Consider the following 23845-nt stretch of genomic DNA (forward strand, 5'->3'; position numbering starts at 1 on the left):
TCCCGAGACCGGAAATGATTAGCATGGCCAACATTGTTAGCCTGCTAACTATTTCCGGAGGGAATGCGATGCACAGCAGAGTCGATGTCGCCGTCATGATCGGCAGCGGTGTGCCGCCAAGCCTGCGTGCCCTGGGGCGCAGTGTGTGCTGGGTGGTCCTGCTTGACGGTGAGCAGCGCGGTACGGCGTTCGCCAGCCGCGATGAGGCCGAGGAATGCCGCGCCGCCTGGCAGGCGCAACTTGCAGCGGCCGAGCCCGCCCGCCTGCATTGATCCCGTCGCCGAACCGCCCTTGACCCAGCTATAGAAACAGCGGCGCCGGGTTGAGCTCGCTCTCGTCGAGGGGCGCGGTTCGCCAGCCCAGGGTGCAGGGCACGTCATACAGGCGCCCGGCTGCGAAGCGCGGCCAGAAATGGCGCAGCCCGGGCACGATGGCCTGCACCACATTCAAGCCGAGATCGGGACGGGTCTTGTCCACCATCAGCCATTCCAGGCCTTGGCGATCGAACACGCGCTGGCAGTGGGCCAAGGCCTGGTCCAGGGAGCCCGGTGCTGCCTGGGTGAAGTCCCGGGCCGAACGGCTGCCGACGGGCTGCAGAAAACTGGCGTCTGCCAGCAGTTGGCGATTCCACGGATCGGGACCGCGCACCAGCGGATCGAACAGCTGGTTGACCTCGGTCAGCGCGCGCTGCACCGCCAGGTGCGGATCGAGGTGGCAGCCGAAGCCCAGGGCGTGGCGGTCTTCCTCGGGGTGCCAGGCCACGGCGGCGCACACCGGTATATCCAGGTCGTGGGTCAGGTCCAGGACCCAGAGCTGCCAGCCGAGCCCCGCGTAGTCCGCCGCCAGTTGGCTGAAGTACGGGTCGTTGAAGCTGGCCAGGTCGAGCCCCGGGCGTTGCAGTCGGTTGTACCACCAGATGGCCGTCGCATCGCGCTCCACCAATTCCAGGGTGCCCTGGAGCAACGCCTCCGCCACACTGGTGCCGGCCGCCGTGCCATTGGGGTTGTGGATGCCGAACGCCAGCCCGGACTCCTCGGGCGCCTGGGCATAGCAGTAGGCCAGGGGCACCTGGAACCAGCGCTGCTGGCTCAGGGACCAGGCCGGGGTCCAGTCGATGGCGGTCCGGGTGTCCCAGGGCAGGGGCACCTGTTGCCGCACATCGCGGGTGCTGGCATTGATCTGCTGGCGCCGGGCGAACTGCCGCTCGCTGAACTGCTGCAACGGATTGAAGCCCAGGCTGGGCTCGGCAAGGTCCACCTGGCGCGCCCGGGTCCGGGCCTCATCGCCCTGATAGACCCCACTGAATCGTTCCAGAGCCTCGCACAGGGCGCTGGTGCGGGCCTGTTCGGCGGTCGCGCCTTTGCCGGCGCAGACCTTGTCGATGGCCAGCCCCGGGGCCTGTGGGTCGGGGCGCACCATATAGCCGGACACATAGACCTGGCGCAGGCCGTCATGCCGCCGGGGCATGGTGTGCAGGTAGCAGATCGGCCCGGTCAGGGGGCTGACCAGATGCTGGTAGCCCTCATAGGTCCGCTGCGCGCGCTGATGGCGGTAGCCGCCCTCGAACCGCTGGCCGGGCGCGGCGTCCAGGCAAGGCTGGCGCCAGGCCTGGAGAGTCATCAGCTCGGGCGCTCCGCAGCCTGGGCACTGCGGGCGTTTGACCAGGGTGTGGGCCTGTGTCTGCAGGGTTCGGGTGTCCAGCGACAGGAGGTCCCAGGCCTGCCGGGGGCTGCCGTCCTGCTGGCTGAACCAGTGTTCGATGGCCATGACCAACAACCCGTGGCAGGCCATTTCACTGGCCGGCCCGCAGGTCAGCGGCGGGCGGGCATAGGTCGGCGAGCCTTGCTGTTCCAGCCAGGTCTCCAGGGGTTTCTGGGTGCCGATCCAGAACCGCAGGCAATCGATGCAGGCGCTTTGCGGCAGTTCGATAAAGGGCCCGATGCTCGGCGTCAGGCCGTTGGGCCTGGCCAGCAGCAGCGGGCGGCCTTGCTGTTGCGCTTGCAGGCACAGCTCGTGCAGTTCCGGGCAGCGGTAGTCATCGCACAGCACCAGCTGCAGCGCGGCGTCTGCCTGCACCTCGATCCCGGCCAGCTGCAGGGCCTGCCGACAGCGCTCGAAGCGTTCCGGGCTGACGCTGGCGGTGCGCGCCAGATCGACCTGGCTCAGCGGTGGCGCCGCCCCATCGCGCCCCGAAGCCTGGCGCCAGAATGCCTGTTCGGCGCGGGCGTCGTCGCTCTGTGGCGGGGCGTGCAGCTGGATGTAGGCGGCGCGCGCCAGGGCTTGCAGGATGCTCTCTACGTGCGGGCCGTCGAGACGCCCCGCCAATTGATCAATGATCTGCGAGCCGGTACGCCCCCCATCGATCAGGGGGGCTACCAGCCCCAGACCCTTGAGCCGGATCAGGGCGCGCCTGGACTCACTGACTACCACCAGGCTGTCATCGTCCAGCCGATGCAAGGCAAAGCCTGGCGCGATTCTGGGGCAGGGCTGTGGTGCCCGCGGGCGTGTCTGATCCGGCATGACGCTAGGTCCTCAGCAGCAGGTGAACAGGTAGATCGGCCCGGCGTCGTTGTAGGCCGCCAGCGCAATGGCCTGCTCTTCGAGCGCAGGCGCCTCGGGGATGCTGAAGCTCATGCGGTTGGGCGGCAGCAACCACTCCCGGCCGTTCCAGCCCTGGCTGGGGTCGCAGGGGCTAATCACCAGGTCGATGTTCCACGGCACGATATAGCCGAAGTAGTCGATCAGGGCCTGTTTCGGCGATTCGATAAACAGCTGGCGGAAAGCCACGCTGATGTCGTTGTCACCCCAGGACAGGGCCACCGCGCGCAAATAGACTTCGGAGAATTCAAGCAGCACTGCCTGGCTGGGTACTTCGTTGAGACGTGGCATGGCGTGGCTCCTTCAGCGGATATGGGGGTGCAGGAAGGTCAGGAACTGCAGGTTGTAGGCCGCCAGGGCCTCGGCCTGCTGATTGGCCGGTGGCGCCGGGGGCAGGTTCAGTTGCAGGCGATCGGTTTTCTTTACCAGCCAGTCGAGCACGGTTTGCGGACAGAACTCGGCGTTATCGAAGATCACGTCGATTTCCAGGGCGAAGGGGATTTCATAGTTCAGGTACTGGCGCACCGCCGCCCGGGGATTTTCCCGGAGTGCGGCCTTGAAACCCTCGTCCTGCCAGGCCAGGGCCACGGCGCGAATGACTTGGGCGCGGTACAGCAAAAATTCGTCGTATACCGACGTTGAGACCTTGTGCTCCATGACAACTCCTTGTTTGCAGCGCGGTTAGTGAAACAAATTGCTCATGTCCTTTTGTGCATCGCGCTGGGAACGCGGCATCTGCATCTGTTCGGCCAGGGCGCAGGCCTGTTGCAGGGTGGCGGCAATCTCCGTGGCATTGCGCTGGGCCCCCTGGCGCGACAGCACCCGGGCTTTGAGGCGCAGCAGTTCGGGCTGGTAGTAGCGTTCGCCCAGTTCGTCGCACAGCGCCAGGCCGCTGTTGCACAGGCTCAGGGCCTCGGCCTGGTGACCCTGGTGGGACTGGATGTCGGCCATCAAACCGTGGAAGTAGGTATGCCCCAGCAGGCAGCCCAGTTGCCGCAACTGGTCGATGGTGCGGCTGGCCCTGGCGAATGAGGCCTGGGTCCAGCTTTGAATCAATTCGCCGTAGGCCCCGTATGCCGGCAAGCCATAGGTGGTGGCCAGCTCCACCAGTTGTCCGCAGACCTGTGCGGTCTGCGGCAGGTCGCCGGCGTACTGGTGGATATAGGCCTGGTACATCAGGGCCAGGCCCAGGGAAGGCACATGATCGAGCTCGCGGGCCTGACGCACGGCATCCGCGGCCAGACCGTGGGCCAGGCTGTCGTCGGTGTGGGTAAACCAGGTGACGCAGGCCAGCACCGATTGCGCCCAGATGCCGCAATCCAGGCCATACAACAGGGTCTGTTCCACGCGTTGGGATGAGCGGGGCAGCGCCACGGCCTGTTGCAGGTGCTCGCGCGCCAGCCCGTAGTGGCCGTCGATCCAGGCCGAGCTGCCGGCCAGCACCAGGGCGGCGATGCGCTCCTCGTTGGAGGCGCTTTGGCGGTTGTACAACTGGGCGACGATCTGCCGGACTTCGCGGCGGTGGCTGGCCACGTGGTGGTAGGTCGCCAGCGACCAGAGCAGGGCGGGGGTGTGCTCGGCGTTGGTCGAGCGCAGGGCCAACTGGTGGGCGCGGTTCGCGGTGTTGCGCACCCGTTCGTTGGCCCAGCCATGGCGGGCCATCAAGGCGCTGATCTTGAGGCGATAAAGGCGCAGTTCCGGGCCCTGGCGCCGGGAGCGTGGCAGCTGTTCGAGCCAGGGTTCGGCTTCGGCGATCAGGTCCATGGCCGCGTCATACAGGGCCCGTTGCAGGGCTTGCTCGGTGGCTTGTCCGCTCCAGTGCAGGGCCTGCTCATATTGGGCGGCGGCCGCATGATGGTGCGCCAGCACGCCCTGTTCGCCCTGGCCGCTGCTGCACAGGCGAGCTTCGAGAGCGGCGGCGATCCGTCCGTGGGCCAGTTCCCGGGCCGCGCGCGGCATGCTGTCGTAGGCCGCGGTGCGCAGCAGCGCGTGCTTGAAAATGTAGTGCGCATCGCCCACCTGGCGGCAGCGCGAGACCAGGCCCACGCTGAGCAGGGTCTGCAGGTGGGCGTGCAGGGTCACCTCGTCGCACGGGGCAATCTGCGCCAGCAACTCGGGGTCGAACTCGCGCCCCAGCGCGGCGGCCAGTTGCGCGGTGTGCTTGGCCGCACCGACCCGGTGCAGGCTGTGGCCGAGGGCCTCGCGCAGGCTCACCGGCAACAGCCCGCTCAGGTGCGCAGTGGCCAGTTGGTAAGTGTCACCGTTCAGCACCAGGTCGCCGCGACTGCGCAGGAAGGCCACCAGTTCCTGCACGTAGAGCGGAATCCCCGCCGTGTGTTCATGGAGGCTGTGCAGGGCCTGGGCGTCGATCTGTTTGCCACCCAGCAGGGGGCTCAGCAACTGCTCCAAGGTGGCGCGGTCCAGGCCACTCAGGGGCAGGCTGGGGACCCTGGGGATCCACGGCGATTCCTCGGTTCGCGCGGTCATCACCAGGCAGATCGCGGTGCCTTGCAGCTTGGGCAGCAACTGGTCGATGAAGGCCGCGCTGCTGGGGTCGATCCAGTGCGTATCTTCCAGCAGCAGGCGCAGGGGCTGGCGCTCGCCGATGGACAGCAGCAGGCGTTCGAGGGCATCGAGAAACATCTGCTTTTGCAGTTCGGGCGAATGTTTTTCCCAGAACCCCGGCCGCTGGGGCGCGCCGCTGATGCCCAGCCAGGAGCACAGCAGCACGCTCAGGTGATCGGCATCCAGGCCCAGTTCCTCCAGGTGCCGGTGCAGGCGCTGGGCGCGGTCTTGGGGCGGGGCGCTGGTGCCGCGTTCGAGATACTGGCGCACCCAGCGCAACACCGGATACAGCGCCGCGTGTTGCTGTTCCGGCTCGCACAGGCTCGACAGAATCAGGCCGTCATCGAGGGCGGCCCATTCGAACAGCAACCTGGATTTACCGACCCCGGCCTCTCCACACAGCAGCATGGCCCGCCCGCCGTCGGCCAGGGTGTTGCGCCACAAGGCCTGCAGCGCCTGCAGTTCAACCTGGCGCCCGGCCATGGCCTCGATGCCGTGATCGAGGAAGGAAAAACCATCGCTGGCGTGCTCCCTGACCAGCAGGTAGGTCGGCGCGTCGCTTGCCATCTGCGGCATCACCTGGCTGCACTCGACAAACCTGCCCAGGGCCAGCCGGGCATCCTGGCTGAGGCGGATCTGCCCAGGAGCGGCCCGGCGTTGCAGCTCCTGGGCCCGGGCTGCGGTCTGGCTGGGCTGCATGTCGGCGCACAGCAGCACGTCGCCGACATGGATGGCGATCGACATCTCCAGCACCACGCCGTGTTGCGCGCGCAGGGCCTGGGCCCGGCGCCGAGTCTGGCCGATCAGTTCGAGGGCGGCGCGGGCGGCGTGCTGGCCACTGCGGTCGCTGACCCGGGGGTAGCCGAAGTAAAACAGCATGGCCGCGGCCAGCGCGCCCATGGCGTGGCCGCCCAAGCGCTGGACGATGTCCAGCGAGGTGGTCAGGTGCTCGCGCTGCAGGGCTTCGAGGGTCTCCAGGTCAAGCGTGGTCGAGCCGGTGCGGCCCAGGCTGACGCTGCAATAGAGGGCCGTGACCTGGCGCTTTTCGAAGGGCGCGCGCGACGGGCTGCTGGGGTTGATCCAGGTCCGTTCGTGATCGGGTGCGGTGGGCTGGTCATGTTCGACCAGGGGCATCGGGCGCAGCAGGTTGTCGACGTTGACCGACGCCAGGCGCTGGTAAAGCCCGATGGCATCCCCGGCACGGATGCGGGGTTGCTTGGCCAGGGCTGCGCGCAGCACCTCCTGCAACGGATGGCCCGCCAGCCCGGGCGGCAGGGGCAGTTCCTGGGGCGTGAGCTGGGCATGGTAGATCTCGTCCAGCGTCGCGCCGTGAAACGCCGAGCGCCCGGTCAGGCATTCGATAAACAGCAGGCCCCAGGCATAGAGGTCGGTCTTTGCCGTGGCCGGCTCGCCCCGCAGTTGTTCCGGGGCGCTGTAGGAGGGGGTGCCCGTGATGTCCGTGGCGTCGAGCGGCGCGGGCCCGTCATCCAGGGTCAGGCCGATGCCGAAGTCGAACAGCGTGGCGCTGAGCCTGGCGTTGCTGGCATCGATCATGATGTTCTGCGGCTTCAGGTCACGGTGCACGATGCCCTGGGCGTGGGCGCAGGCCAGGGCGTCGAGGACCTGCAGCATGATCTGGGTCGCCTCGGCGGCCGACAGGGCACCCTGGCGCAGGATGTACTCGCGCAGGGTTTCACCGGGCAGGTATTCATAAACCGCGTAATACAGGTGTCGATTCAGCGTGCCCTTGTCCAGCAGGCGCACGATGTGGGGGTGATGCAGGCGCGCGCACAGTGCGGTTTCGCGCTCGAAGCGCGTCAGGCGGGAGGCGCTCAGGCTGTCGTCGGCCTCGGGGTCCAGTTGCAGCAGCTTGATCGCGACCCACTGCCCGGTGCTGTTCTGCCGCGCCCGGAAAACCGAGGCCATGCCACCGGCACCGAGCAGGCCGGTGAGTTCATAGCCGGGTAGATCAAAGGGCCGGGATATCGAGTTCATGGACGAACATGCTCATCGAGGTCGGGGGGAGGTGCATGCTCGTCGCCGGCTGCCAGCGACCTTCGAGCGATGAGCCCCGCCAGACCTCGATCGCCACGCTGCCCAGGCGCACGCCGCCGCGCCTCCTTTCGATAAAGTCCTGGCCGATCAACCCCTGGGACACCGCTTGCTGGAACTGCTTGCGCAGGCGGAACACCTGGATGTTCAGGTGCGCCTTGTCCAGGCCCAGCATGCCCACCAGGTCATCGAGCTCCAGCCAGCCCTGGGTATGGGGGTCGAAGCCTCGGGCGGCGTCGGCCAGGCGCTGGCGGGCAAGCAACAGCAACAGGTAATGATGGGTCCTTTCCCCCAGCTCCAGGCTCTGCGCGCCGCGAAACAGGGTCAGTTGCACATGCTCTTCGTCGAGGCTGGTCTTGAAGCGCATGCAACTGCTGAGGGACGACGGCGCGCTGACCAGGGTGTTCTGCTCTTCGCTGGAGTACGACAGACGCCAGTCCTGATGATCGAAATGCAGCAGCTCGCCATCGCGCAACGGGACCGCGCCGTCGCTGGTTTCCTGCATCCAGCACCCGTCGGGGGTGCGGTAAATGCAGCTGTAGGGCGGCCCTTCGTCGGACAGCACCAGGAAGTTGTGCAGCGTCAGCGGTTCCACGTGGGGCGCGAGGGGGATCAGCAGGTCGGCGGGCGGAGCCAGGTCGACCACGCGCCAGGGCGTGGCATCGAGCATGCCGAAACGGATTTCGTCGCCGAGCTTGATCGCTACCGGTTGGTGTCGGGTCAGGGGTTGTTCGTTGAGCAGGCAGCCGTTGCGGCTCTGGTCGGTCAGCAACCATTGCTGGGAGCTCCAGCGAACGGTGGCGTGCAGCAGGGAAATATCGATGGCGGTCAGTGGGCTGTCACAGCGCTGGGCAAGTCGGCCGAATACATGACAAGACTTCAGCGCGTGCAAGGCGCCCGTCGACGAATTCAACAAAATGGCCATGGCTCAGCTCCCTGCTTAGACAAGTTCCCGGGCGGAGTATCCATGGAAGTTCAGCCGCTGCAAATCTGTTTCAGATATTTCTGTGCGTTGTAAGGATTTATCTGAGATGACGGCAAATGTGGCATTAGGCCTGCACGGAATTGGGCAGCGCCTGTTCGGCCGGATTGTAGGTGATCGGACTGGCTTTCGCGGTCTGGGTCATGCTGGCAGGCTGGATCGGGCTGCCGCTTTGCAAGGTCCAGGTGCCGTCGAGGTTGTAGAGCGCGGTCATGCTGTAGACCCCGGGGGGGAAGGTGATCTGTTGGGACAGGTTCAAGGCTTCGGGGTCGATGACGTCATTGGTCGCACCGTTGTAACCGAAGCTGATCCAGTACGTCAGCGCACCGGTGCAGGGGGTGAAGGTGCCCGTCTGATTGGGCTGGGGTTTTACGCCAAAGGTCCCGGCGCCGCCCAGGCCGATGCCGCAGATCACATTGTTGACCGGTGCGACCGTGGCATCGGCCTTGATCACCAGGGCCCCGGCGGTCCCCGAGCTGGGTTTGGAGAACATATAGCCGTACTGGTTCTGGCTCAGGGTGACCTGGTTGCCGGGAGGCGCGGCAAGGATTTGCTGGGTCAGGGGGCTGTCGTAGTCGAACCAGACCAGATCGTAGCTCAGGCTCCAGACGAACTGGATCTGCGTCCCCGGGTTGGCCCCCATCACCATCCAGGCCAGGGTCTGGAGGGCGTCGCTGTTATTGAACGTGACGTTGGCCGGGTCCTGATACACACATACGTTGCCGCTGGATGACGAGTTGTTGATGAACCAGATCGCATATTGCGCAGCGCTCATTGATCGTTCCTTGTCGTTTGCCCCTGACAACGGGTCGGGGCGTCCGGTCGATAGCCCAGGGTCGTTCCTCGGTGTTGGCGGGCGTACCAGCGCTTGAGCGCGCCCCGGCTGCTGGACGCCGCCAACGGATGGAGCCCGGTTTTACTGAGGGTTGATGCCCCAGGTGCCGTCGATGTTATAGGTCACATTGAAGGTGGTATGCCCGGTGGTGGTATCGCAGGCGGCCGAGAGGTTGGAGGCGCTGGAGAAGTTGATCACCGTCCCTGCCTGGTAACTGCCGGTCTGTACGTAGAACACCAGCACGGGCTGGCAATCGACGAACTGGTTGGGCTGGGCCACCACGAAGTTCGACACGGTAGCGGGGCCACCGGCGGCATTCTGGATGGCCGAGCCGATGTTGAAGTTGCCAGCGGTATTGGGATTGTAAGTAGGGGCGATGATGCGAAACGCGCCTGGCTGCACGCCTGTCTGTGAAAACGCCGGGGTCAGGCCCAGCGGTGAAACGCTGAGGTTGGTGGCGTTACCGACGGGGGGAGTGTTGGCAGGTGTCAGGTTGATCGGTTGGCTGGAGGTGGTCCCGCCGGAAACATGGCCGACGGTGGGCGGTGCGGTCTGGGTCTGGGCACCGGCAAAGTACTGCTGGTTCATTTGGAAGGTCAGCACCGAGCCGGAGGTGTTGAACGGCTGAAGTTGCGAATGGAACAGGCTGTTGGAGTAAACGTTACCCCCACCGATGTAGTTGGCGGGAGACTGGAAGAAGAAAAAGTCTTGTGCGATTTGCGAGTTGTTGGTCACGTTAATAGTGTAGGTAGTGCTCATGTCAATGCCCTTTTAATATGAGTTTTAGTTGCAAGTGTTGTGGATCAATCCTGCAATAAACAGGTCGACGTTATCGGTGTGCAGAACCTGAGGTTGATCTCGACGTCATGGATTTGTTGTTCGAGATGAAACTTTTGTTTGCCAGGAGACCGTATCTTTCATGCGTTGTTTTCAGCAATTACAGATGATTACATCAGTTGTAATTTCCTGGGTTGAATGAACAGGTCTGCATGAAATAAGCGAGTGTAATGCCGTGTAATGGTGGCTGAACGACATTATGGCTAGCGTGGGCCCCGAGCATGGTCAGTGCTGCGGCCTTTGAATGGCAGCATTGGCCTGGCGGGAGACGCCGTTCTCATGGGCTATTTGCAAGGAAAATCAAATGGTTATTGTGATAGAAGCAAGGAATTCCACTGCCGCCGCGCAGCGGGTTGATATCAAGCTCCACGGCCAGGCGGCTATTCTGGCGACCGTGAATATCGCTGCTCAAACCAATGTGGTTCTTTATACGGTGCCTGTGGCTGGCAATGTGGTGCTGGATTTGATCTGCAACGCAGTTGCTGCTCAAACGACCGTGCTGAATGTGGTCTATCCGGGTAATAGTTATGTCACCCAGAACAGTGACTGGCCCCTGAAGTGGGAAGTTCAGACGAGTGACGACGGCTTGCAGTTGGAACTGACCAATTCGTAGGGTTTGGATGTTATTAACGAGCGGTCGATGTTTTAGGGTCGTCTGCTGTGCAAGTTTCAAGCAGTGTTGTACAGGGTTAACTGAGTGGCTTTTTAATTATCAAGGGAGAACTGAAGATGGTTGCTAATGTGATAGTCAATATTGTCGGCGGTGCACAAGCGCAAAACACCACGGCGGTAACACTCGGTCTGGCCCGCTGGGGGCTCAATGGTGCGGCGAACTTCGGTGCACCGCTGCCGGTGGCCGGTGGTCTGCAGACGTTGACGGTGTACAAGACCACCGCGCCGACGCAGATCAGCATCACCGTGGAGGTGCGCGATTGGGACTCCACGCTGAACATCACGGTGCAGAACGACAGCATCGCCGTCACCGTGATTTAGCCCCGCAGTTGCCCCGGCGGCAGGGGCTGCCGGGGCCTGCGCTGATCGACCGCGCCTCAGCTGTGCTGGTGCAGGCGCAGGTTCAACTCATCCACCACCCGAGCCCAGTCGGCGTCTTCACGCAGTTGTTCCTTGAGAAATGCCGCTTGTTGCGGGCTCCAGAAGGGCGCGTCGATCAGCTTCTGATCCTCGGCCAGGGGCGAGTGCTGGGCGATGAAGCCGTCGATGGCGGCGGGTGCGGAGTCCAGGCCGAGTTGATCGAACAATCCTGTGAGGTCGTGAGTTGGCGTATCCATGGATGATCTCCTTGCGCTGAGAGTGCCCGGGGTCGGGCGAGAGGCATTCAGTGCATCTGAGGCGGGTGGGCGCCAGGAGTTCGATCGGCGAGGGCCGCAGGCCTGAATGGGTCGATTCAGGCGCTGGTGTCGACCGCGCCAATCATCGCGCTTTCGGCTTGAAACAGGGCGGTCTGGGCCATGGACAGTGCGCTGGTCAAGGCCAGGACCTGGGCGCGAGCGGCGCCGACCAGCATCGCCCGCCCGGCGTCGGAACCGGCTCGAGCAGCCTTGACCATCGCCAGCCGGGCATTGGCCCGCCGCAGTTTCTGTTGCAGTTGCTCGATCTGTTTTTTCAGGCGCAGCAGGCGCTTCGCCAGCAGCAGGTTGCCCAGGTCATTGCCGGCGCTGGCCCGGGTGCCGAACAGGCTGTCTGAGCGGTCATCGTCTTCGGCTTGAGTGGCGGCGGTGCTGGCGGCGGGCGCCGGCGCCAGGGCGGGCAGGCGAGCCTGTGGATTCAAGTTGATCATCATGATGCTCTTAAATGGATGCTCGCCGGGGTATCGGTTGTTCAGCCAGATCCTTGATGGCTGTGTGCTGCACTCAGGACTTCAGCGCTCCCTGGTCGACTGCCAGCTTCAATGCCTTGGCGGCCTCGACGGCGGCAACGGCGGCGGTTTCCGAGGTCTTGAACCAGCGGTCCTTCTCGACCTGATGGAAGGTCACGGTGGTCAATGGGGGTTTGGCACGCATCACGATAACCGCTTGAAACTCGCCTTCGATTTCCCGGGATTCCCCACGGATGAAGAACTCGCCTATATCTAATTCCGTCACTGATGGGCCTTCCTTTGGAGATTATTGTGCAGGTGGAGCCTTGCCGTGCTGGCTGGTTTTTCGTTAACGGCGCAGTATGGCAGTTGTTGTCGCTGGAGTGCTGAGTTAACTCAGTGTCGCTTCGCGCTGAATGTTCCTACTTTGATTTGGGAATGTTCCAAGTGCCTTCCCAGGACAAGGGATGTATGCAGATGCCGTGGTCAATGGTTAGAATCCCGGCACTGATTGTTTTGGCACTTTGCACTGCGGCCTGAATAATCGGACCCGGTGATCGTTTTAATACCTTGATCACGCCTTTGCCGCCGCTTTGAATGGTCGCAAGGCACAAAGTTGCTCTAGAATTGCCCCTGTGGTCAGTGATCAGTGCTTGATCCGGGCCTTCCCATCGGCGTGGCACCAGGCGATATCGCCTTATTTACCGCCTTTGTGAGCCTGTGCTGTTTACCGGTCTTCAGTGTCACCTCCTTCAGTGTTTCAGGCGTGTCTGTATCCAGACAGGTGCTGAAGGCGTGTCCGGCCTACCTCGGATTTTTGTGTGAACCATTGTGGCGAGAGCGCCGCTCTGGCCTTTTTTTGTGCTGCCCGTTTTTCCTGCGGGGCACTTTATCTTTTGCGTTGGGGAGCTTTCCTTGGCAGTAAGTAATCTTGAGATGCATGCTTTGTTCGTGTTGGGTGATTTGCGCGCAAAGCTGGTGAAGCAGTTTCAGTCCCGTTTTGTGTACATCACCGAGCAAACCGCCGAAGGCATTTACATCGCCGAAATCGACACCGAATCGGCCCTGGTGGTTGACGATAAACAGCGCCTGGAACTCAAGGTCGGCGATCATTTTCGCGCGGCAGTGTTGCCCAGCCGCGAAGGCGGCAAGTTCGAGATCAAGTTTCGTGAAATCAAGATCACCGTCTACGGGCTGGGCGAATACGCCTTTGTGACCAGCGCCGACGGGCACGGGATCCTGTTCAAGGAAGGCCACACCGTGGTCATGGTGTTCGCCGCCCACGAACAACTGCAGGAAGGCCTGACCAAGACCCTGAAGGCCGTGACCGGCAAGGCCGCCAAATGGCGCAAGGGTGAACTGGTGACCTTCAAGGCCAGCGAGTGACGAGCGCCAGTCGCGCCGAGTTTCATCAGCAGCACCAGGAACTCGCCCGCGCCGAAGCCCAGCGCCTGTTCGCGCAAAAGGCCGTGCTGCAAGGCGCCTGGCTGAACTGGGTGGCGGCACAACTGTACAACCTGCGTCCGGCGCCCTACGCCAGCATGGTGCGTCGCGAACTCCAGCAGTTGCAGGCCCCCACCGAAAAATAGCCGCCAGGCTTCGAAAACCGGAACCTCTACTACAGTCTGTTGACTGAATATTCAGAGGCTTCCGGCTCTGTGCTGGAAGACCATTCTGCTAATGCTGTGAAAGCACGGGGTGCACAGGCATGAAGGGGCTTCGAGCGCTGCTGGTCGGTACGTTGTTCACATTCGGCTCGGTGCTGGGGCTGCCAGCCACGGCCGCGCAGGCGCCGATCCATTTCGCCGACCTGAACTGGGAAAGCGGCAGCCTGATCACCGAGATCCTGCGCACCCTGGTCGAGACCGGGTATGGCCTGCCCACCGACACCTTGCCGGGCACCACCATTACCCTAGAAACCGCCCTGGCCAATAACGATATCCAGGTCATCGGCGAGGAGTGGGCCGGACGCAGCCCGGTATGGGTCAAGGCCGAGGCCGAGGGCAAGGTCCTGGCCCTGGGCGATACGGTCAAGGGCGCCACCGAAGGCTGGTGGGTGCCCGAGTACGTGATCAAGGGCGACCCGGCCCGCGGCATCAAGCCTCTGGCGCCGGACCTGCGCAGCGTCAGTGACCTGCCGCGCTACAAGGACGTGTTCAAGGACCCGGAGAGCCCGGACAAGGGACGCTTTCTCAATAGCCCCATCGGCTGGACCTCGGAAGTGGTCAACCAGCAGAAGCTCAAGGCCTATGGCCTGGCTGACAGCTATGTGAATTTCCGCAGCGGTTCCGGCGCGGCCCTGGATGCGGAGATCAGCTCGTCGATCCGCCGTGGCAAGCCGGTGCTGTTCTATTACTGGTCGCCGACCCCGCTGATCGGTCGCTTCAAGCTGGTGCAGCTGGAAGAGCCGGCCTTCGACGCCGAGGCCTGGAAGACCCTGACCGACGCCGATAACCCTAATCCCAAACCCACCCGTTCCCTGGCCTCGAAGCTGTCGATTGGGGTGTCTGCGCCCTTCAAGCAGCAGTACCCGCAGATCGCCGAGGCCTTCAGCAAGGTCACCCTGCCCATCGAGCCCCTGAACAAGGCCCTGGCCGAGATGAGTGAAAAGCACGGCGATCCACGCCAGGCGGCCCAGGCGTTCCTCAAGCAACACCCGGACCTGTGGCGCGCCTGGCTGCCCAAGGACATTGCCGACAAGGTTGCCGCCGCGCTGTAGGCCGGCGGCGGGTTGGTGACAGGGCAGTGATGGCTCAGAAGCGGGTCTGCACCGCCAGTTCAAAGGTGCGCGGGGTGCCCAGGTAGTAGGCCGGGGAGACGTGGGCGTACTCGGCGTAGACCTGGTTGGTGAGGTTGCGTATGCGCCCGGTGATGCTGGTATGTGAGTCGACCTTGTAGGTTAGGAAACTCCCATACAGCGTGTAGGACGGCACGGTGAGGGTGTTGGCGTTGTCAGCGAACACCGAGGCCACATACCGCGCATCGACCCCGGTTTGCCAGCGCGCGGTCAGGTCATAGGTCAGCCACAGGTTGCCCACCCGGTCCGGCACGTTGACCGGGGTATTGCCCTTGCGCGAGACCACGTTGCCGGCGGCATCTTTCTCGTTGAACTCGTCATACCGGGCATCGACCCAGGCGAAGTTGCCCTCCAGCAGCAGGTTGGGGCTCAGGCGCAGCGAGCTGGCCAGTTCCACGCCCCGCGAACGCTGCTGGCCCACCGCAATACTGTTGCTTGGATCCTGCGGGTCGGTCACCGAAAAGTCCTGGCGTTCGATGCGGTAGGCCGCCAGCGTGGCCGAGCCCCGGCCGTCCAGGTAGTCGAATTTACTGCCGATTTCCCATTGCTTGCCGGTCGATACGTCAAAGTTCTGGGTGCCATTGGGCTGTTCGGCGGCCGTGCTGTACAGCACGTAGACGTTGGCAGTGGGGATGAACTGGTAGGTCAGGCCGAGGCGCCCGGTGACCGGCTCCCAGCGTCGCGTGAGGTGGCGCGGGTTGCTGGGCGTGACTTCACGGTGGTTGGTCAGGTCCAGTTCGATCGCGTCGTAGCGCAGGCCGCTGATCAGTGCCAGGCGCTCGGTCAGCGCCAGGCGGTTCTCGGCGAACAGCGCCCGGGTCGTGACCTCATTGGTCTTGTCGGCGACAAAGCCCTGACGGGTCTGTGGCAGATCATAGAAGTGCCCGGGCAAGTAGTTGTCGGGATCGACACTGTTGGCGGCCTTGACGTTGAGCGGCGAATTGGTGGTGCGGTTGACCTTGTACTCGAAGCCGCCGGACCAGGTGCTGTCGAGGCCCAACAGCTGGCCCTCGTGGCGCAACTCGAACTGGTTGCCGTTCTGCTCGCCCTGGTGCCGCACCTGATAGGCGGTGGAGCGATTCACCCGGCTGTTGTCGGCGTTGTACTGGTAGGTCTCCAGGTTGCGGTAGTCGCGCTGGCTGTCCAGGTGGTAGAGGGTGTTGCGCAGGCTGGTGCTGTCGTTGAGCCGGTAGTCGATGATCGACCGCACCCAGATCGTGCGCTGCTCGTAGCGACCGTCCGCGACGTTGTAGTTGTTGAAGCGGTTGTGCTTGTCGATCTTCAGCTCGCCGGCCTTGGGGTTGAGCACCGGGGTGCCCCAGTAGGGGCTGTCCTGGTGCTCGTCCTGGTACTCCAGGGCCAGGGTGTGGGACAGGTCCGGGGTCAGGTCGCTGAGCAGGGAAAACGCCAGGCTCCAGGCGTCGCCCTGCTGGCGGTCGATATAGCCATTGCTGGTGTTGTGGCTCAGGTCCAGGCGCGCGTAGTGCTGGACCTCGGCGCCCGCGTCGCTGAGGGCATGGTTGAGGCCGAAGGCGGTCTGGGTGGTGTCGTAGGTGGCGTAGCTGATCCGGCCCTCGGCCGCCTGTTCCTGGCGGTTGGCCAGTTTGCTCACGTAGTTCAGCGAGCCGCCCACCGAGCCTGCGCCATTGACCAGGGACGCCGGGCCACCAAGCAGCTCGACCCGGTCGTAGATCCAGGCATCCACCGGCCGCGCCAGGCCACTGGAGACATTGATGCCGTTGAACATCTGGGTGATCTGGCTGTTGCTGAATCCGCGGTAGGAGACAAATCCGCCAAAGCCCGGCGGCGCGCTGGCATTGACCCCGGGCAGGCTGTTGGCCGCGTCCTGGAAGGTCCGGGCGCCGTGGCGCTGCATATCGCTGCGATTGGCCACGGCCACCGAGGCCGGGGTCTGCCGCAGGCTCAGGCCCAGGCGCGAAGCGATGCCGCCGGGTTGGTCGAGGGCCAGGCCCGGTTCGGCCTCCTGTTCGCCGTCGATGGTGATGGGGGCCAGGTCGAGGCTGGCTTGCGCCCAGGCGTTGGCGGACAGGCAGCCGAACAGGCCGGCCAGCAAAGGAAGGTGTTTCATCGATGTATCCTGAATTCTTGGCTAGGAATCAGCCCACGGCCGAACGCCACGCGTTGGCGCAGTGGGCAGGTGGTCGAGCGAAAGAGTCAGGCGACAGGAGGGGCGCGCGGGTGGGCCGTGGGCCAGAGGAAGCGGGTGGGGATTTCAGCGCTGGCGATCGGCGCCGGGGGCGGGCTGTGCTGCTCCGGCAGGATCGCCAGGGTCAGGCTGGAGTTGAGGGCCGGGCCCATGCCGCCACTGGAGCACAGCGGGCAACCGAAAGCCTTGGACAGGGTCGGCAGCGACTCGTCGCCGGGGCTGATCGGGCTCGGTGCCTGGGTCTGCGGGTCGACCGCACAGAACTGGCCGCCGATGCCGTTGAGTTGCATGCCGACCATTTGCCCGTGGCCAATGCTGCAGGCGAACACGTTGAACAGGACGCAGCAATAGAGCATCCAGGCCAGCAGTGAGCGGTCGGTTCGGGCAAGTTTCATGGGGCGGCACTTTACCATCGGTGCGACTGAAAGCACTTACAAAAACGTCTCGGGCAGTCCATTCTTCAGCGACATTTTTGTCAGGGATGTCTGAGCATGAGCCTTTTGGTCGCGCAAGGAACAGCCACGGTTTTGATCCTGATCGCCTTGGTTCACCTGTACTGGGCCCTGGGCGGGCAGCTTGGCAGCGAGGCGGTGGTGCCCCATGTGGCGGGTGCGATACCGGGCCAGTGGCAGCCGGCGTTCCGGCCGGCGGCATGGATCACCGCGCTGGTGGCCCTGGGGTTGTTGTTGATTGCGCTGCTGGTGTGCCTGCGGGTCGGGCTGTTTCTGCCGCTGCTGGGCCAGCCGTGGTTGCAGTGGTTGATCAGTGCGATTGCGCTGTTGATGTTCGCCCGTGCCATTGGCGATTCGAGCCTGGTGGGCTTTTTCAAGGAGCCCAGTCCGTCGCGCTTCGCCCGGCTCGACAGCCTGGTCTATTCGCCGCTGTGCGTGGCACTGGGGGCTGGCCTGCTGGTGGTGGCGTGGAACTGAGGCAACGCGGTTGCCATTCCGACGCCACCGGTCTTCAGTTACCGCTCTCGCTGCGCTTGCTGCTGACTTCGGCCGGTACATCGTGCCCGGCCATGCGCTTGCGAAACAGCGCGGCGCGAGCCAGCAGCAGGGTGGTCACCGGCACGGTGATCGCCAGCAGGATCGGGATCAGCCAGGCATGCAACACCGGGCCGGACTTGAGCGCCGAAAAATAGATGATCGACGCCAGCGCCACGGCCCAGGAACCCAGGGTGGTGGCCAGCGCCGGCGGGTGCATGCGCTGGAAATAGTCCTTCATGCGCAGCATGCCCACCGCGCCGATCAGGGCGAACAGGCTGCTGAGCACCAGCAGGATCGCCACGGGGATTTCGACCCAGGGCGACAATTCAACCAGGCCATTCATTCGATCACCTCGCCACGCAGAAGGAATTTCGCCAGGGCGAAGGAGCCGACAAACCCGAGCAACGCGATCAGCAGCGCCGCCTCGAAGTAGGTATCACTGGCGTAGCGGATGCCCAGCACCAGCATCATCAGCATCGCCAGGATGTACAGGTAATCCAGAGCCAGGACCCGGTCCTGGGCCGAAGGGCCCCTGAACAGGCGGACCAGGGTCAGGACCATGGCCACCGAAAACAGGAACAGGCTGAACAGGATGGCATTGGAGAGGAGGGCGCTCATTCGAAGATCTCCATCAGTGGCCGCTCATAGGCGCTCTTGAAGTGCTCGATGAATTGCGCTTCGTCGTCCAGGTCGAACACGTGCAGCAGCAGGATGCTGCGGTCCAGGGACAACTCCGACCAGACCGTACCCGGCACCACCGTGGTGATGGTCGACAGCGCCGCCAGGCCGTTGGCATCGCGCAGGTCCAGGGGGATCTTGACGAACTTCGAGCGTGGCGGCCGGCGTCCGGCATTCAGCACGCTCCAGGCCACCGCCAGGTTGGACAGCACCACATCGCGGCCCACCAGCAGGAACAGGCGCAGGATGGTCATGGGCCGGCGAATGCGGATTGGCAACGGTCGCAACGGGCGCATCAGCAAGGGCGCGGCGAAACCCAGGATTGCCCCCAGCAACAGGTTGCCCGGGCTCAGGGACAGGTTGAGCAGCAGCCACAGCAGCCACAGCGCCAGGGACAGCCAGGGGGCGGGGAAGATGCGCTTCATGGCTGCACCTCCAGCGCTGCGGCCCGGGCTTCAGGGCTGGGCACGGCGCGGGTGCCCAGCACCGCCATCACGTATTGCTGCGGGTTGTTGAGGCTGTCGGCAGTGGCCTGGGTGAAGCGCAGCAGCGGCTCGGCCTTGAACGTCAGCAACACGCTCAGCCCCAGCAGGGCGATGATCGGCACGCATTCAAAGCGACGCAGCAGGGGCGAAGGCCGCTCCTCGGGAGTCCAGAAGCGCTGGATACCAACCCGCGAAAAGGCGATCAGCGAGGCCAGCCCCGAGAGGATCAGCAACGCCAGCAAGCCCCAGGCCGCGAGGCTGATCGGCTGCTCGCTGGCAACGCCCAGGCCTTGGGGGTTGAGCAGGGCGCTGATCAGGCTCAGCTTGCCGATAAAGCCCGACAGCGGCGGCATGCCGATGATCAGCAGGGCGCAGGCGATAAAGCTCAGGCCGAGGAAGGCCATGGTCCAGGGGATGACCTGGCCGACCACGGCTTTTTGCTCGTCATCGAGGTTGGTGCCCCGTGGCGGTTGCAGGGATTCCAGCGGTCGGGGCAGGACTTCGACTTCATCCTCCAGGGGGATTTCATTGGCCGAGCGCGAGCGTTCGATCAATTCCGCCAGCAGGAACAGCGCACTCAGGGCCAGGGTGGAACTGACCAGGTACACCAGCGCCCCGGCGATCAATCGTGGCTCGGCGAAACCCACGGCCGACAGCAGGATCCCGGCCGAGACCAGGATGCTCAGGCTGGCCATGCGTTCCAGGCGCTGGGCGGCGAGAATCGCCAGGGCCGCGCAGGCAATCGTCGCCATGCCGCCGTAGATCAGCCACTCGCCGCCAAAGTACGCCGACGCCCCGGCTTGCCCGGAAAACAGCAGGGTCCACAGGCGCAGCAGGGTGTAGACGCCGACCTTGGTCATGATCGCGAACATCGCCGCCACTGGCGCGCTGGCCGAGGAGTAGGCCGGCACCAGCCAGAAGTTCAGCGGCCACATCCCGGCCTTGGCCAGGAACGCGGTGGCGAGGATCGCCGCGCCGGCATGCAGCAGGCCACGGTCGGCCTCCGGCACCAGCGGGATCTTCAGCGCCAGATCGGCCATGTTCAGGGTCCCGGTGACGCCGTAGATCAGCGCCGCGCCGATCAGGAACAGCGACGAAGCCAGGAGGTTGATGGCGATGTAGTGCAAGCCCGACGAGACCCGGGCGCGCCCCGAACCGTGCAGCATCAAGCCGTAGGAGGCTGCCAGCAGCACTTCGAAAAACACGAACAGGTTGAACAGGTCGGCGGTCAGGAAGGCCCCGTAGAGGCCCATCAGCTGGATCTGGAACAGCGCGTGGAAGCTGGCCCCGGCGCGGTCCCAGCGAGCCATGGCGAACAGCAGGGCGCTGACGCCGATGATCCCGGTCAGCACCAGCATCAGCGCTGACAGGCGATCGACCACCAGCACGATGCCGAACGGCACCTGCCAGTTGCCCGGCAGGTACACGCCGATCGATCCGGGCACGCCTTGTTGCTGGGTCCAGTACAGCAAAAGCACGGAAATGCCCAGGCCGACCATGCTTGAAAACAGGTTGATCCGGGCCTTGAGCGGGCGATGTTTCTCGCCAAGCATCAGCATGATCGCGGCCGTCAGCAACGGCAGCAGGATGGGGGCGGCTATCAGGTGCGGCATCAGGTTCATTCTTTAGGCTCCCGGCCATCCACGTGGTCGGTGCCGGTCAGGCCTCGCGACGCCAGGAGCACCACCAGGAACAGCGCGGTCATGGCGAAACTGATGACGATAGCGGTGAGGACCAGCGCCTGGGGCAGCGGGTCGGTGTAGTGCAGCAGGTCCTGTGGCACGCCGTCCTTGATGATCGGCTCCTTGCCGATGAACAGGCTGCCCATGCTGAAGATAAACAGGTTGACCCCGTAGGACAGCAGGCACAGGCCCATCACCACCTGGAAGGTCCGCGGGCGCAGGACCAGCCAGACTCCGGAGGCGGCCAGGACGCCGATGGCGATTGCGATGACTTCTTCCATCAGGCGGCTCCAGGCTTGGGCAGGGCTTTGATCTGGTTCGGCTTGTGGGCCCGCACCGATTGGTGCGCCAGGGCAGTGAGGATCAGCAGGGTCGAACCGACCACCACCGCGTAGACCCCGATGTCGAAGAACAGCGCGCTGGCGATATGGATATCCCCCAGCACCGGCACGCTCAGGTGCAGGGTGTGGGTGGTCAGGAACGGATAGCCGAAGGCCATGGCCCCCAGGCCCGTGACCGTGGCGAACAGCAGTCCGGTGCCCATCCAGCGCAACGGCCGCAGGCTCATCTGCGCCTCGACCCATTGGGTGCCGGCGACCATGTATTGCAGGATGAACGCCACCGACATCACCAGGCCGGCGACGAAACCGCCGCCGGGCTGATTGTGCCCGCGCATGAACAGGTAGAACGACACCACCAGGGCCACCGGCAGCAGCAGGCGCACCAGCACCGCTGGCACCATCATGAAGCCCAGGGCGGTATCGCTGGCCTGGCGCGGGTTGACCAGGTCGGTGACCACGTCCGGTGCCAGCAGGCGCTGCTGGGCCGGCAGTTGCATGCTTTCCTTGGGCGGGCGGAAGCGTCGCAGCAGGGCGAACACGGTCAGGGCCACGGCCACCAGCACGGTGATTTCACCCAGGGTGTCGAAGCCCCGGAAGTCCACCAGCATCACGTTCACCACATTGCTGCCACCGCCTTCGGGCAAGGCGCGGCTGAGATAGAACGAGGAAATGTCATTGGGTGTCTGGCGCGTCAGCATGGCGTAGGAGAGCACCGCCATGCCGAGGCCGACGGCGGTCGACAGCGCCAGGTCGCGCAGGCGGCGGATACGCGCCTTGGGCACGCTGCTGGGCAGTGGCGAGACGTCTTCGATCCGCCGTGGCAGCCAGCGCAGGCCGAGCAGAATCAGGACCGTGGTCACCACTTCGACCACCAGTTGGGTCAGGGCCAGGTCTGGCGCCGAGAACCAGACGAAGGTCACGCAGGTCATCAGGCCGCAGACGCTGACCATGGTCAGGGCTGCCAGTCGGTGGTACTTGGCTTGCCAGGCGGCGCCCAGGGCGCAGGCAATTGCCAGCAGCCACAGGGTGACGAACACCACCGAGCCTGGGATCTTCGGCCGGTCGCCCCAGGTCAGGCTGCTGTGGAGCATCGGGATCAGGCCCAGCAGTACGGCGGTCAATACCAGCAGGAACAGTTGGGTCTGCAGGCGCCGGGTGCTGATCCAGCGCTCCAGGCGCCGGGCCAGGCGCATCATGCTCACCAGGCTGCGTTCGAACAGGCGCTTGCCGTTGAGTGCGCCCGTCAGTGGCGGGTAGGCGAAGCGTCCCAGGTGCAGCTGCTTGCGCAGCAGCAGGTAAAGCACGATGCCGCCGGACATGGCGATCAGGCTCATGATCATCGGCGCATTCAGGCCGTGCCAGATCGCCAGGCTGTACTCGGGCAGCACCCCGCCCACCACCGGCAAGGCCGCAGCGGCCAGCAGCGGACCGACGATCTGCGCCGGGAAGATCCCCACCAGCAGGCAGGTGAACACCAGCAGTTCCACCGGCGCGCGCATCCAGCGCGGCGGCTCGTGCGGGGTGTGGGGCAGGTCGGTGGCCGGCTCGCCAAAGAACACGTCGACGGTAAAGCGCAGGGCATAGGCGACGCTGAAGGTCCCGGCGATGGTGGCGATCACCGGCAGGGCGGTTTCGACCCAGGCGGTGGAGTTGATGAACACGGTTTCGGCGAAGAACATTTCCTTGGACAGGAAACCGTTGAGCAGCGGCACCCCGGCCATGGAGGCACTGGCCACCATGGCCAGGGTCGCGGTGAACGGCATCAGCTTGATCAGGCCGTTGAGCTTGCGGATATCCCGCGTGCCGCTCTCGTGGTCGATGATCCCGGCGGCCATGAACAGGGAGGCCTTGAAGGTGGCGTGGTTGAGGATATGAAACACCGCCGCCACGGCGGCCAGTGGGCTGTTCAGGCCCAGTAGCAGGGTGATCAGGCCCAGGTGGCTGATGGTGGAGTAGGCCAGCAGGCCTTTGAGGTCGTTCTGGAACATCGCGCAATACGCGCCCAGCACCAGGGTGCAGGCACCGGCGCCGCCGACGATCCAGAACCATTCTTCACTGCCGGAAAGCGCCGGCCAGAGCCGCGCCAGCAGAAACACCCCGGCCTTGACCATGGTCGCCGAGTGCAGGTAGGCCGAGACCGGGGTCGGTGCGGCCATGGCGTGGGGCAGCCAGAAGTGGAAGGGGAATTGTGCGCTTTTACTCAGGGCGCCGATCAGGATCAGCGGCAACAGGACGGGGTACAGGGCATGGGCTCGAATCAGGTCGCCAGCGGCCAGCACCTGATCCAGGTCGTAGCTGCCGACGACATGGCCGAGCAGCATGACCCCCGCCAGCAGGCACAAGCCGCCCGCGCCGGTCACCATCAGCGCCATATAGGCGCCACGGCGGGCGTCGGAGCGGTGGTGCCAATAGCCGATCAGCAGGAACGAGAAGAGGCTGGTCAGTTCCCAGAAAAACACGATCTGGATCAGGTTGCCGGAAATCACCAAGCCCAGCATGGCGCCCATGAACGCCAGGAAAAACGCAAAGAAGCGCGGCACCGGGTCTTCCGGCGACATGTAGTAACGGGCGTAAAGCGACACCAGGGTGCCGATGCCCAATACCAGAATGGAAAACAGCCAGGCAAAACCGTCCATGCGCAGGACGAAGTTCAGGCCCAGGCTGGGCAGCCACATGAACTCCTCGCGGATCACTCCGCCATGGGCGATCTGGGGATACAAAAGGGCTACTTGAATGGTCCCGGCCAAGGCAACAAGGCCGGCCAACAGGGATTCGGTGTTACGTGCATTGTGCGGCAGCAAGGCCGCTACACAGCTTCCAATAAAAGGTAGAAGCAATAGAACTATCAGGGACATAGGCTTCTAATCTGCGGAGAATTCTGACGAATGATACGTGCCGGACCCCGGATCACCAAACGTCAAGCTGTGCCAGGATCCTACAAAACTAGTTACATCAGGTTTCAAAGTAGGGGACAAACCCGACACCTGCCCAAAAACCGTGGCCATTTACCCGACACCGTCG

General features: G+C 64.2%; 25 protein-coding genes. 7 read left to right on the forward strand and 18 right to left on the reverse strand.

The features are described from left to right. Positions 1 to 68 precede the first annotated feature (68 nt). Positions 69 to 272 (forward strand): hypothetical protein, encoded by a 204-nt coding sequence (locus tag CF161_RS31100; protein WP_020300612.1) that lies wholly within the window; start codon positions 69 to 71, stop codon positions 270 to 272. A gap of 28 nt (positions 273 to 300) precedes the next feature. Here CF161_RS31100 and CF161_RS31105 read toward each other — a convergent pair whose 3' ends face one another. The 7 genes from CF161_RS31105 to CF161_RS31135 form a co-directional block, all read right to left on the reverse strand. Then, entirely contained in the window at positions 301 to 2520 is a 2220-nt protein-coding gene (locus CF161_RS31105) for a TOMM precursor leader peptide-binding protein (protein ID WP_084471771.1), read from the reverse strand. Between the two features lie 12 nt (positions 2521 to 2532). Next, positions 2533 to 2889 carry a BMA_0021/BMA_0022 family TOMM bacteriocin gene (locus tag CF161_RS31110; protein WP_020300614.1) on the reverse strand — a complete coding sequence of 119 codons (357 nt, stop codon included), beginning with the start codon at positions 2887 to 2889 and terminating at the stop codon, positions 2533 to 2535. Positions 2890 to 2901: 12 nt separating this feature from the next. Further along, positions 2902 to 3255 carry a BMA_0021/BMA_0022 family TOMM bacteriocin gene (locus tag CF161_RS31115; RefSeq protein WP_020300615.1) on the reverse strand — a complete coding sequence of 118 codons (354 nt, stop codon included), beginning with the start codon at positions 3253 to 3255 and terminating at the stop codon, positions 2902 to 2904. Positions 3256 to 3279: 24 nt separating this feature from the next. Continuing rightward, a complete protein-coding gene (locus tag CF161_RS31120) occupies positions 3280 to 7158 on the reverse strand; it encodes a TOMM system kinase/cyclase fusion protein (RefSeq protein WP_020300616.1) in 3879 nt (1292 codons plus the stop codon). Further along, entirely contained in the window at positions 7133 to 8140 is a 1008-nt protein-coding gene (locus tag CF161_RS31855) for an FHA domain-containing protein (protein WP_020300617.1), read from the reverse strand. The genes CF161_RS31120 and CF161_RS31855 overlap by 26 nt, the downstream gene beginning before the upstream one ends. Before the next feature lie 124 nt (positions 8141 to 8264). Continuing rightward, complete coding sequence (locus CF161_RS31130; RefSeq protein WP_020300618.1) at positions 8265 to 8972, reverse strand: hypothetical protein; 708 nt, start codon at positions 8970 to 8972, stop codon at positions 8265 to 8267. Between the two features lie 141 nt (positions 8973 to 9113). Then, positions 9114 to 9791: a hypothetical protein gene (locus CF161_RS31135; protein ID WP_020300619.1), complete on the reverse strand. Its 678-nt coding sequence runs from the start codon at positions 9789 to 9791 to the stop codon at positions 9114 to 9116. 382 nt (positions 9792 to 10173) lie between these two features. Here CF161_RS31135 and CF161_RS31140 point away from each other — a divergent pair, with 382 nt between their 5' ends. Further along, complete coding sequence (locus tag CF161_RS31140; RefSeq protein ID WP_020300620.1) at positions 10174 to 10482, forward strand: hypothetical protein; 309 nt, start codon at positions 10174 to 10176, stop codon at positions 10480 to 10482. A 116-nt stretch (positions 10483 to 10598) separates the two neighbouring features. Beyond that, positions 10599 to 10862: a hypothetical protein gene (locus tag CF161_RS31145; protein WP_020300621.1), complete on the forward strand. Its 264-nt coding sequence runs from the start codon at positions 10599 to 10601 to the stop codon at positions 10860 to 10862. Between the two features lie 56 nt (positions 10863 to 10918). Here CF161_RS31145 and CF161_RS31150 read toward each other — a convergent pair whose 3' ends face one another. The 3 genes from CF161_RS31150 to CF161_RS31160 form a co-directional block, all read right to left on the reverse strand. Beyond that, positions 10919 to 11158, reverse strand: a complete 240-nt coding sequence (locus CF161_RS31150; protein ID WP_020300622.1) for a DUF2789 domain-containing protein — start codon at positions 11156 to 11158, stop codon at positions 10919 to 10921. A 116-nt stretch (positions 11159 to 11274) separates the two neighbouring features. Beyond that, on the reverse strand, positions 11275 to 11670 hold the full coding sequence (locus tag CF161_RS31155; protein WP_177326820.1) for a hypothetical protein: 396 nt from the start codon (positions 11668 to 11670) through the stop codon (positions 11275 to 11277). Positions 11671 to 11740: 70 nt separating this feature from the next. Next, positions 11741 to 11971: a hypothetical protein gene (locus tag CF161_RS31160; protein ID WP_020300624.1), complete on the reverse strand. Its 231-nt coding sequence runs from the start codon at positions 11969 to 11971 to the stop codon at positions 11741 to 11743. A 629-nt stretch (positions 11972 to 12600) separates the two neighbouring features. On the opposite strand from CF161_RS31160, the gene CF161_RS31165 reads away from it, so the two are divergent. The 3 genes from CF161_RS31165 to CF161_RS31175 all read left to right on the forward strand — a co-directional run bounded on the left by CF161_RS31165 (position 12601) and on the right by CF161_RS31175 (position 14404). After that, positions 12601 to 13071 (forward strand): hypothetical protein, encoded by a 471-nt coding sequence (locus CF161_RS31165; protein WP_371106562.1) that lies wholly within the window; start codon positions 12601 to 12603, stop codon positions 13069 to 13071. Next, the gene (locus CF161_RS31170) at positions 13068 to 13274 is read left to right on the forward strand and encodes a hypothetical protein (protein WP_020300626.1); all 207 of its coding nucleotides are present in this window, start codon (positions 13068 to 13070) and stop codon (positions 13272 to 13274) included. Before CF161_RS31165 ends, CF161_RS31170 begins: the two co-directional genes overlap by 4 nt. Positions 13275 to 13393: 119 nt before the next feature. Beyond that, positions 13394 to 14404 carry an ABC transporter substrate-binding protein gene (locus tag CF161_RS31175; RefSeq protein WP_020300627.1) on the forward strand — a complete coding sequence of 337 codons (1011 nt, stop codon included), beginning with the start codon at positions 13394 to 13396 and terminating at the stop codon, positions 14402 to 14404. Between the two features lie 34 nt (positions 14405 to 14438). On the opposite strand, the gene CF161_RS31180 is transcribed toward CF161_RS31175, so the two are convergent. Beyond that, complete coding sequence (locus tag CF161_RS31180) at positions 14439 to 16571, reverse strand: TonB-dependent siderophore receptor (RefSeq protein WP_020300628.1); 2133 nt, start codon at positions 16569 to 16571, stop codon at positions 14439 to 14441. Between the two features lie 86 nt (positions 16572 to 16657). Then, positions 16658 to 17044 (reverse strand): DUF2946 domain-containing protein, encoded by a 387-nt coding sequence (locus CF161_RS31185; RefSeq protein WP_020300629.1) that lies wholly within the window; start codon positions 17042 to 17044, stop codon positions 16658 to 16660. A 96-nt stretch (positions 17045 to 17140) separates the two neighbouring features. Between CF161_RS31185 and CF161_RS31190 the strand changes: the two genes are divergently transcribed. Then, positions 17141 to 17578 (forward strand): DUF3995 domain-containing protein, encoded by a 438-nt coding sequence (locus CF161_RS31190; RefSeq protein ID WP_043231012.1) that lies wholly within the window; start codon positions 17141 to 17143, stop codon positions 17576 to 17578. 34 nt (positions 17579 to 17612) lie between these two features. Here CF161_RS31190 and CF161_RS31195 read toward each other — a convergent pair whose 3' ends face one another. From CF161_RS31195 to CF161_RS31220, 6 genes are read right to left on the reverse strand one after another with little or no spacing between them, the layout of a single operon-like run. Beyond that, on the reverse strand, positions 17613 to 17981 hold the full coding sequence (locus tag CF161_RS31195; protein ID WP_020300631.1) for a Na+/H+ antiporter subunit G: 369 nt from the start codon (positions 17979 to 17981) through the stop codon (positions 17613 to 17615). Beyond that, complete coding sequence (locus CF161_RS31200; protein WP_020300632.1) at positions 17978 to 18256, reverse strand: K+/H+ antiporter subunit F; 279 nt, start codon at positions 18254 to 18256, stop codon at positions 17978 to 17980. Before CF161_RS31200 ends, CF161_RS31195 begins: the two co-directional genes overlap by 4 nt. Further along, positions 18253 to 18741, reverse strand: a complete 489-nt coding sequence (locus tag CF161_RS31205) for a Na+/H+ antiporter subunit E (protein WP_020300633.1) — start codon at positions 18739 to 18741, stop codon at positions 18253 to 18255. The genes CF161_RS31200 and CF161_RS31205 overlap by 4 nt, the downstream gene beginning before the upstream one ends. After that, positions 18738 to 20423: a monovalent cation/H+ antiporter subunit D gene (locus CF161_RS31210; protein ID WP_020300634.1), complete on the reverse strand. Its 1686-nt coding sequence runs from the start codon at positions 20421 to 20423 to the stop codon at positions 18738 to 18740. The genes CF161_RS31205 and CF161_RS31210 overlap by 4 nt, the downstream gene beginning before the upstream one ends. Further along, positions 20420 to 20764 carry a Na+/H+ antiporter subunit C gene (locus CF161_RS31215; protein ID WP_003202835.1) on the reverse strand — a complete coding sequence of 115 codons (345 nt, stop codon included), beginning with the start codon at positions 20762 to 20764 and terminating at the stop codon, positions 20420 to 20422. The genes CF161_RS31210 and CF161_RS31215 overlap by 4 nt, the downstream gene beginning before the upstream one ends. Next, the gene (locus tag CF161_RS31220) at positions 20764 to 23679 is read right to left on the reverse strand and encodes a monovalent cation/H+ antiporter subunit A (protein WP_020300635.1); all 2916 of its coding nucleotides are present in this window, start codon (positions 23677 to 23679) and stop codon (positions 20764 to 20766) included. The genes CF161_RS31215 and CF161_RS31220 overlap by 1 nt, the downstream gene beginning before the upstream one ends. Between the last annotated feature and the right edge of the window lie 166 nt (positions 23680 to 23845).

The organism is Pseudomonas sp. CF161 (assembly GCF_000416215.1).
Taxonomy (GTDB): Bacteria; Pseudomonadota; Gammaproteobacteria; order Pseudomonadales; family Pseudomonadaceae; genus Aquipseudomonas.

Excerpts from the sequence above, each read along its gene's own strand:
- CF161_RS31100 (WP_020300612.1), top strand. The coding sequence starts at position 69 with ATGCACAGCAGAGTCGATGTCGCCGTCATGATCGGCAGCGGTGTGCCG.
- CF161_RS31105 (WP_084471771.1), bottom strand. The coding sequence starts at position 2,520 with ATGCCGGATCAGACACGCCCGCGGGCACCACAGCCCTGCCCCAGAATC.
- CF161_RS31110 (WP_020300614.1), bottom strand. The coding sequence starts at position 2,889 with ATGCCACGTCTCAACGAAGTACCCAGCCAGGCAGTGCTGCTTGAATTC.
- CF161_RS31115 (WP_020300615.1), bottom strand. The coding sequence starts at position 3,255 with ATGGAGCACAAGGTCTCAACGTCGGTATACGACGAATTTTTGCTGTAC.
- CF161_RS31120 (WP_020300616.1), bottom strand. The coding sequence starts at position 7,158 with ATGAACTCGATATCCCGGCCCTTTGATCTACCCGGCTATGAACTCACC.
- CF161_RS31855 (WP_020300617.1), bottom strand. The coding sequence starts at position 8,140 with ATGGCCATTTTGTTGAATTCGTCGACGGGCGCCTTGCACGCGCTGAAG.
- CF161_RS31130 (WP_020300618.1), bottom strand. The coding sequence starts at position 8,972 with ATGAGCGCTGCGCAATATGCGATCTGGTTCATCAACAACTCGTCATCC.
- CF161_RS31135 (WP_020300619.1), bottom strand. The coding sequence starts at position 9,791 with ATGAGCACTACCTACACTATTAACGTGACCAACAACTCGCAAATCGCA.
- CF161_RS31140 (WP_020300620.1), top strand. The coding sequence starts at position 10,174 with ATGGTTATTGTGATAGAAGCAAGGAATTCCACTGCCGCCGCGCAGCGG.
- CF161_RS31145 (WP_020300621.1), top strand. The coding sequence starts at position 10,599 with ATGGTTGCTAATGTGATAGTCAATATTGTCGGCGGTGCACAAGCGCAA.
- CF161_RS31150 (WP_020300622.1), bottom strand. The coding sequence starts at position 11,158 with ATGGATACGCCAACTCACGACCTCACAGGATTGTTCGATCAACTCGGC.
- CF161_RS31155 (WP_177326820.1), bottom strand. The coding sequence starts at position 11,670 with ATGATGATCAACTTGAATCCACAGGCTCGCCTGCCCGCCCTGGCGCCG.
- CF161_RS31175 (WP_020300627.1), top strand. The coding sequence starts at position 13,394 with ATGAAGGGGCTTCGAGCGCTGCTGGTCGGTACGTTGTTCACATTCGGC.
- CF161_RS31180 (WP_020300628.1), bottom strand. The coding sequence starts at position 16,571 with ATGAAACACCTTCCTTTGCTGGCCGGCCTGTTCGGCTGCCTGTCCGCC.
- CF161_RS31185 (WP_020300629.1), bottom strand. The coding sequence starts at position 17,044 with ATGAAACTTGCCCGAACCGACCGCTCACTGCTGGCCTGGATGCTCTAT.
- CF161_RS31190 (WP_043231012.1), top strand. The coding sequence starts at position 17,141 with ATGAGCCTTTTGGTCGCGCAAGGAACAGCCACGGTTTTGATCCTGATC.
- CF161_RS31195 (WP_020300631.1), bottom strand. The coding sequence starts at position 17,981 with ATGAATGGCCTGGTTGAATTGTCGCCCTGGGTCGAAATCCCCGTGGCG.
- CF161_RS31200 (WP_020300632.1), bottom strand. The coding sequence starts at position 18,256 with ATGAGCGCCCTCCTCTCCAATGCCATCCTGTTCAGCCTGTTCCTGTTT.
- CF161_RS31205 (WP_020300633.1), bottom strand. The coding sequence starts at position 18,741 with ATGAAGCGCATCTTCCCCGCCCCCTGGCTGTCCCTGGCGCTGTGGCTG.
- CF161_RS31210 (WP_020300634.1), bottom strand. The coding sequence starts at position 20,423 with ATGAACCTGATGCCGCACCTGATAGCCGCCCCCATCCTGCTGCCGTTG.
- CF161_RS31215 (WP_003202835.1), bottom strand. The coding sequence starts at position 20,764 with ATGGAAGAAGTCATCGCAATCGCCATCGGCGTCCTGGCCGCCTCCGGA.
- CF161_RS31220 (WP_020300635.1), bottom strand. The coding sequence starts at position 23,679 with ATGTCCCTGATAGTTCTATTGCTTCTACCTTTTATTGGAAGCTGTGTA.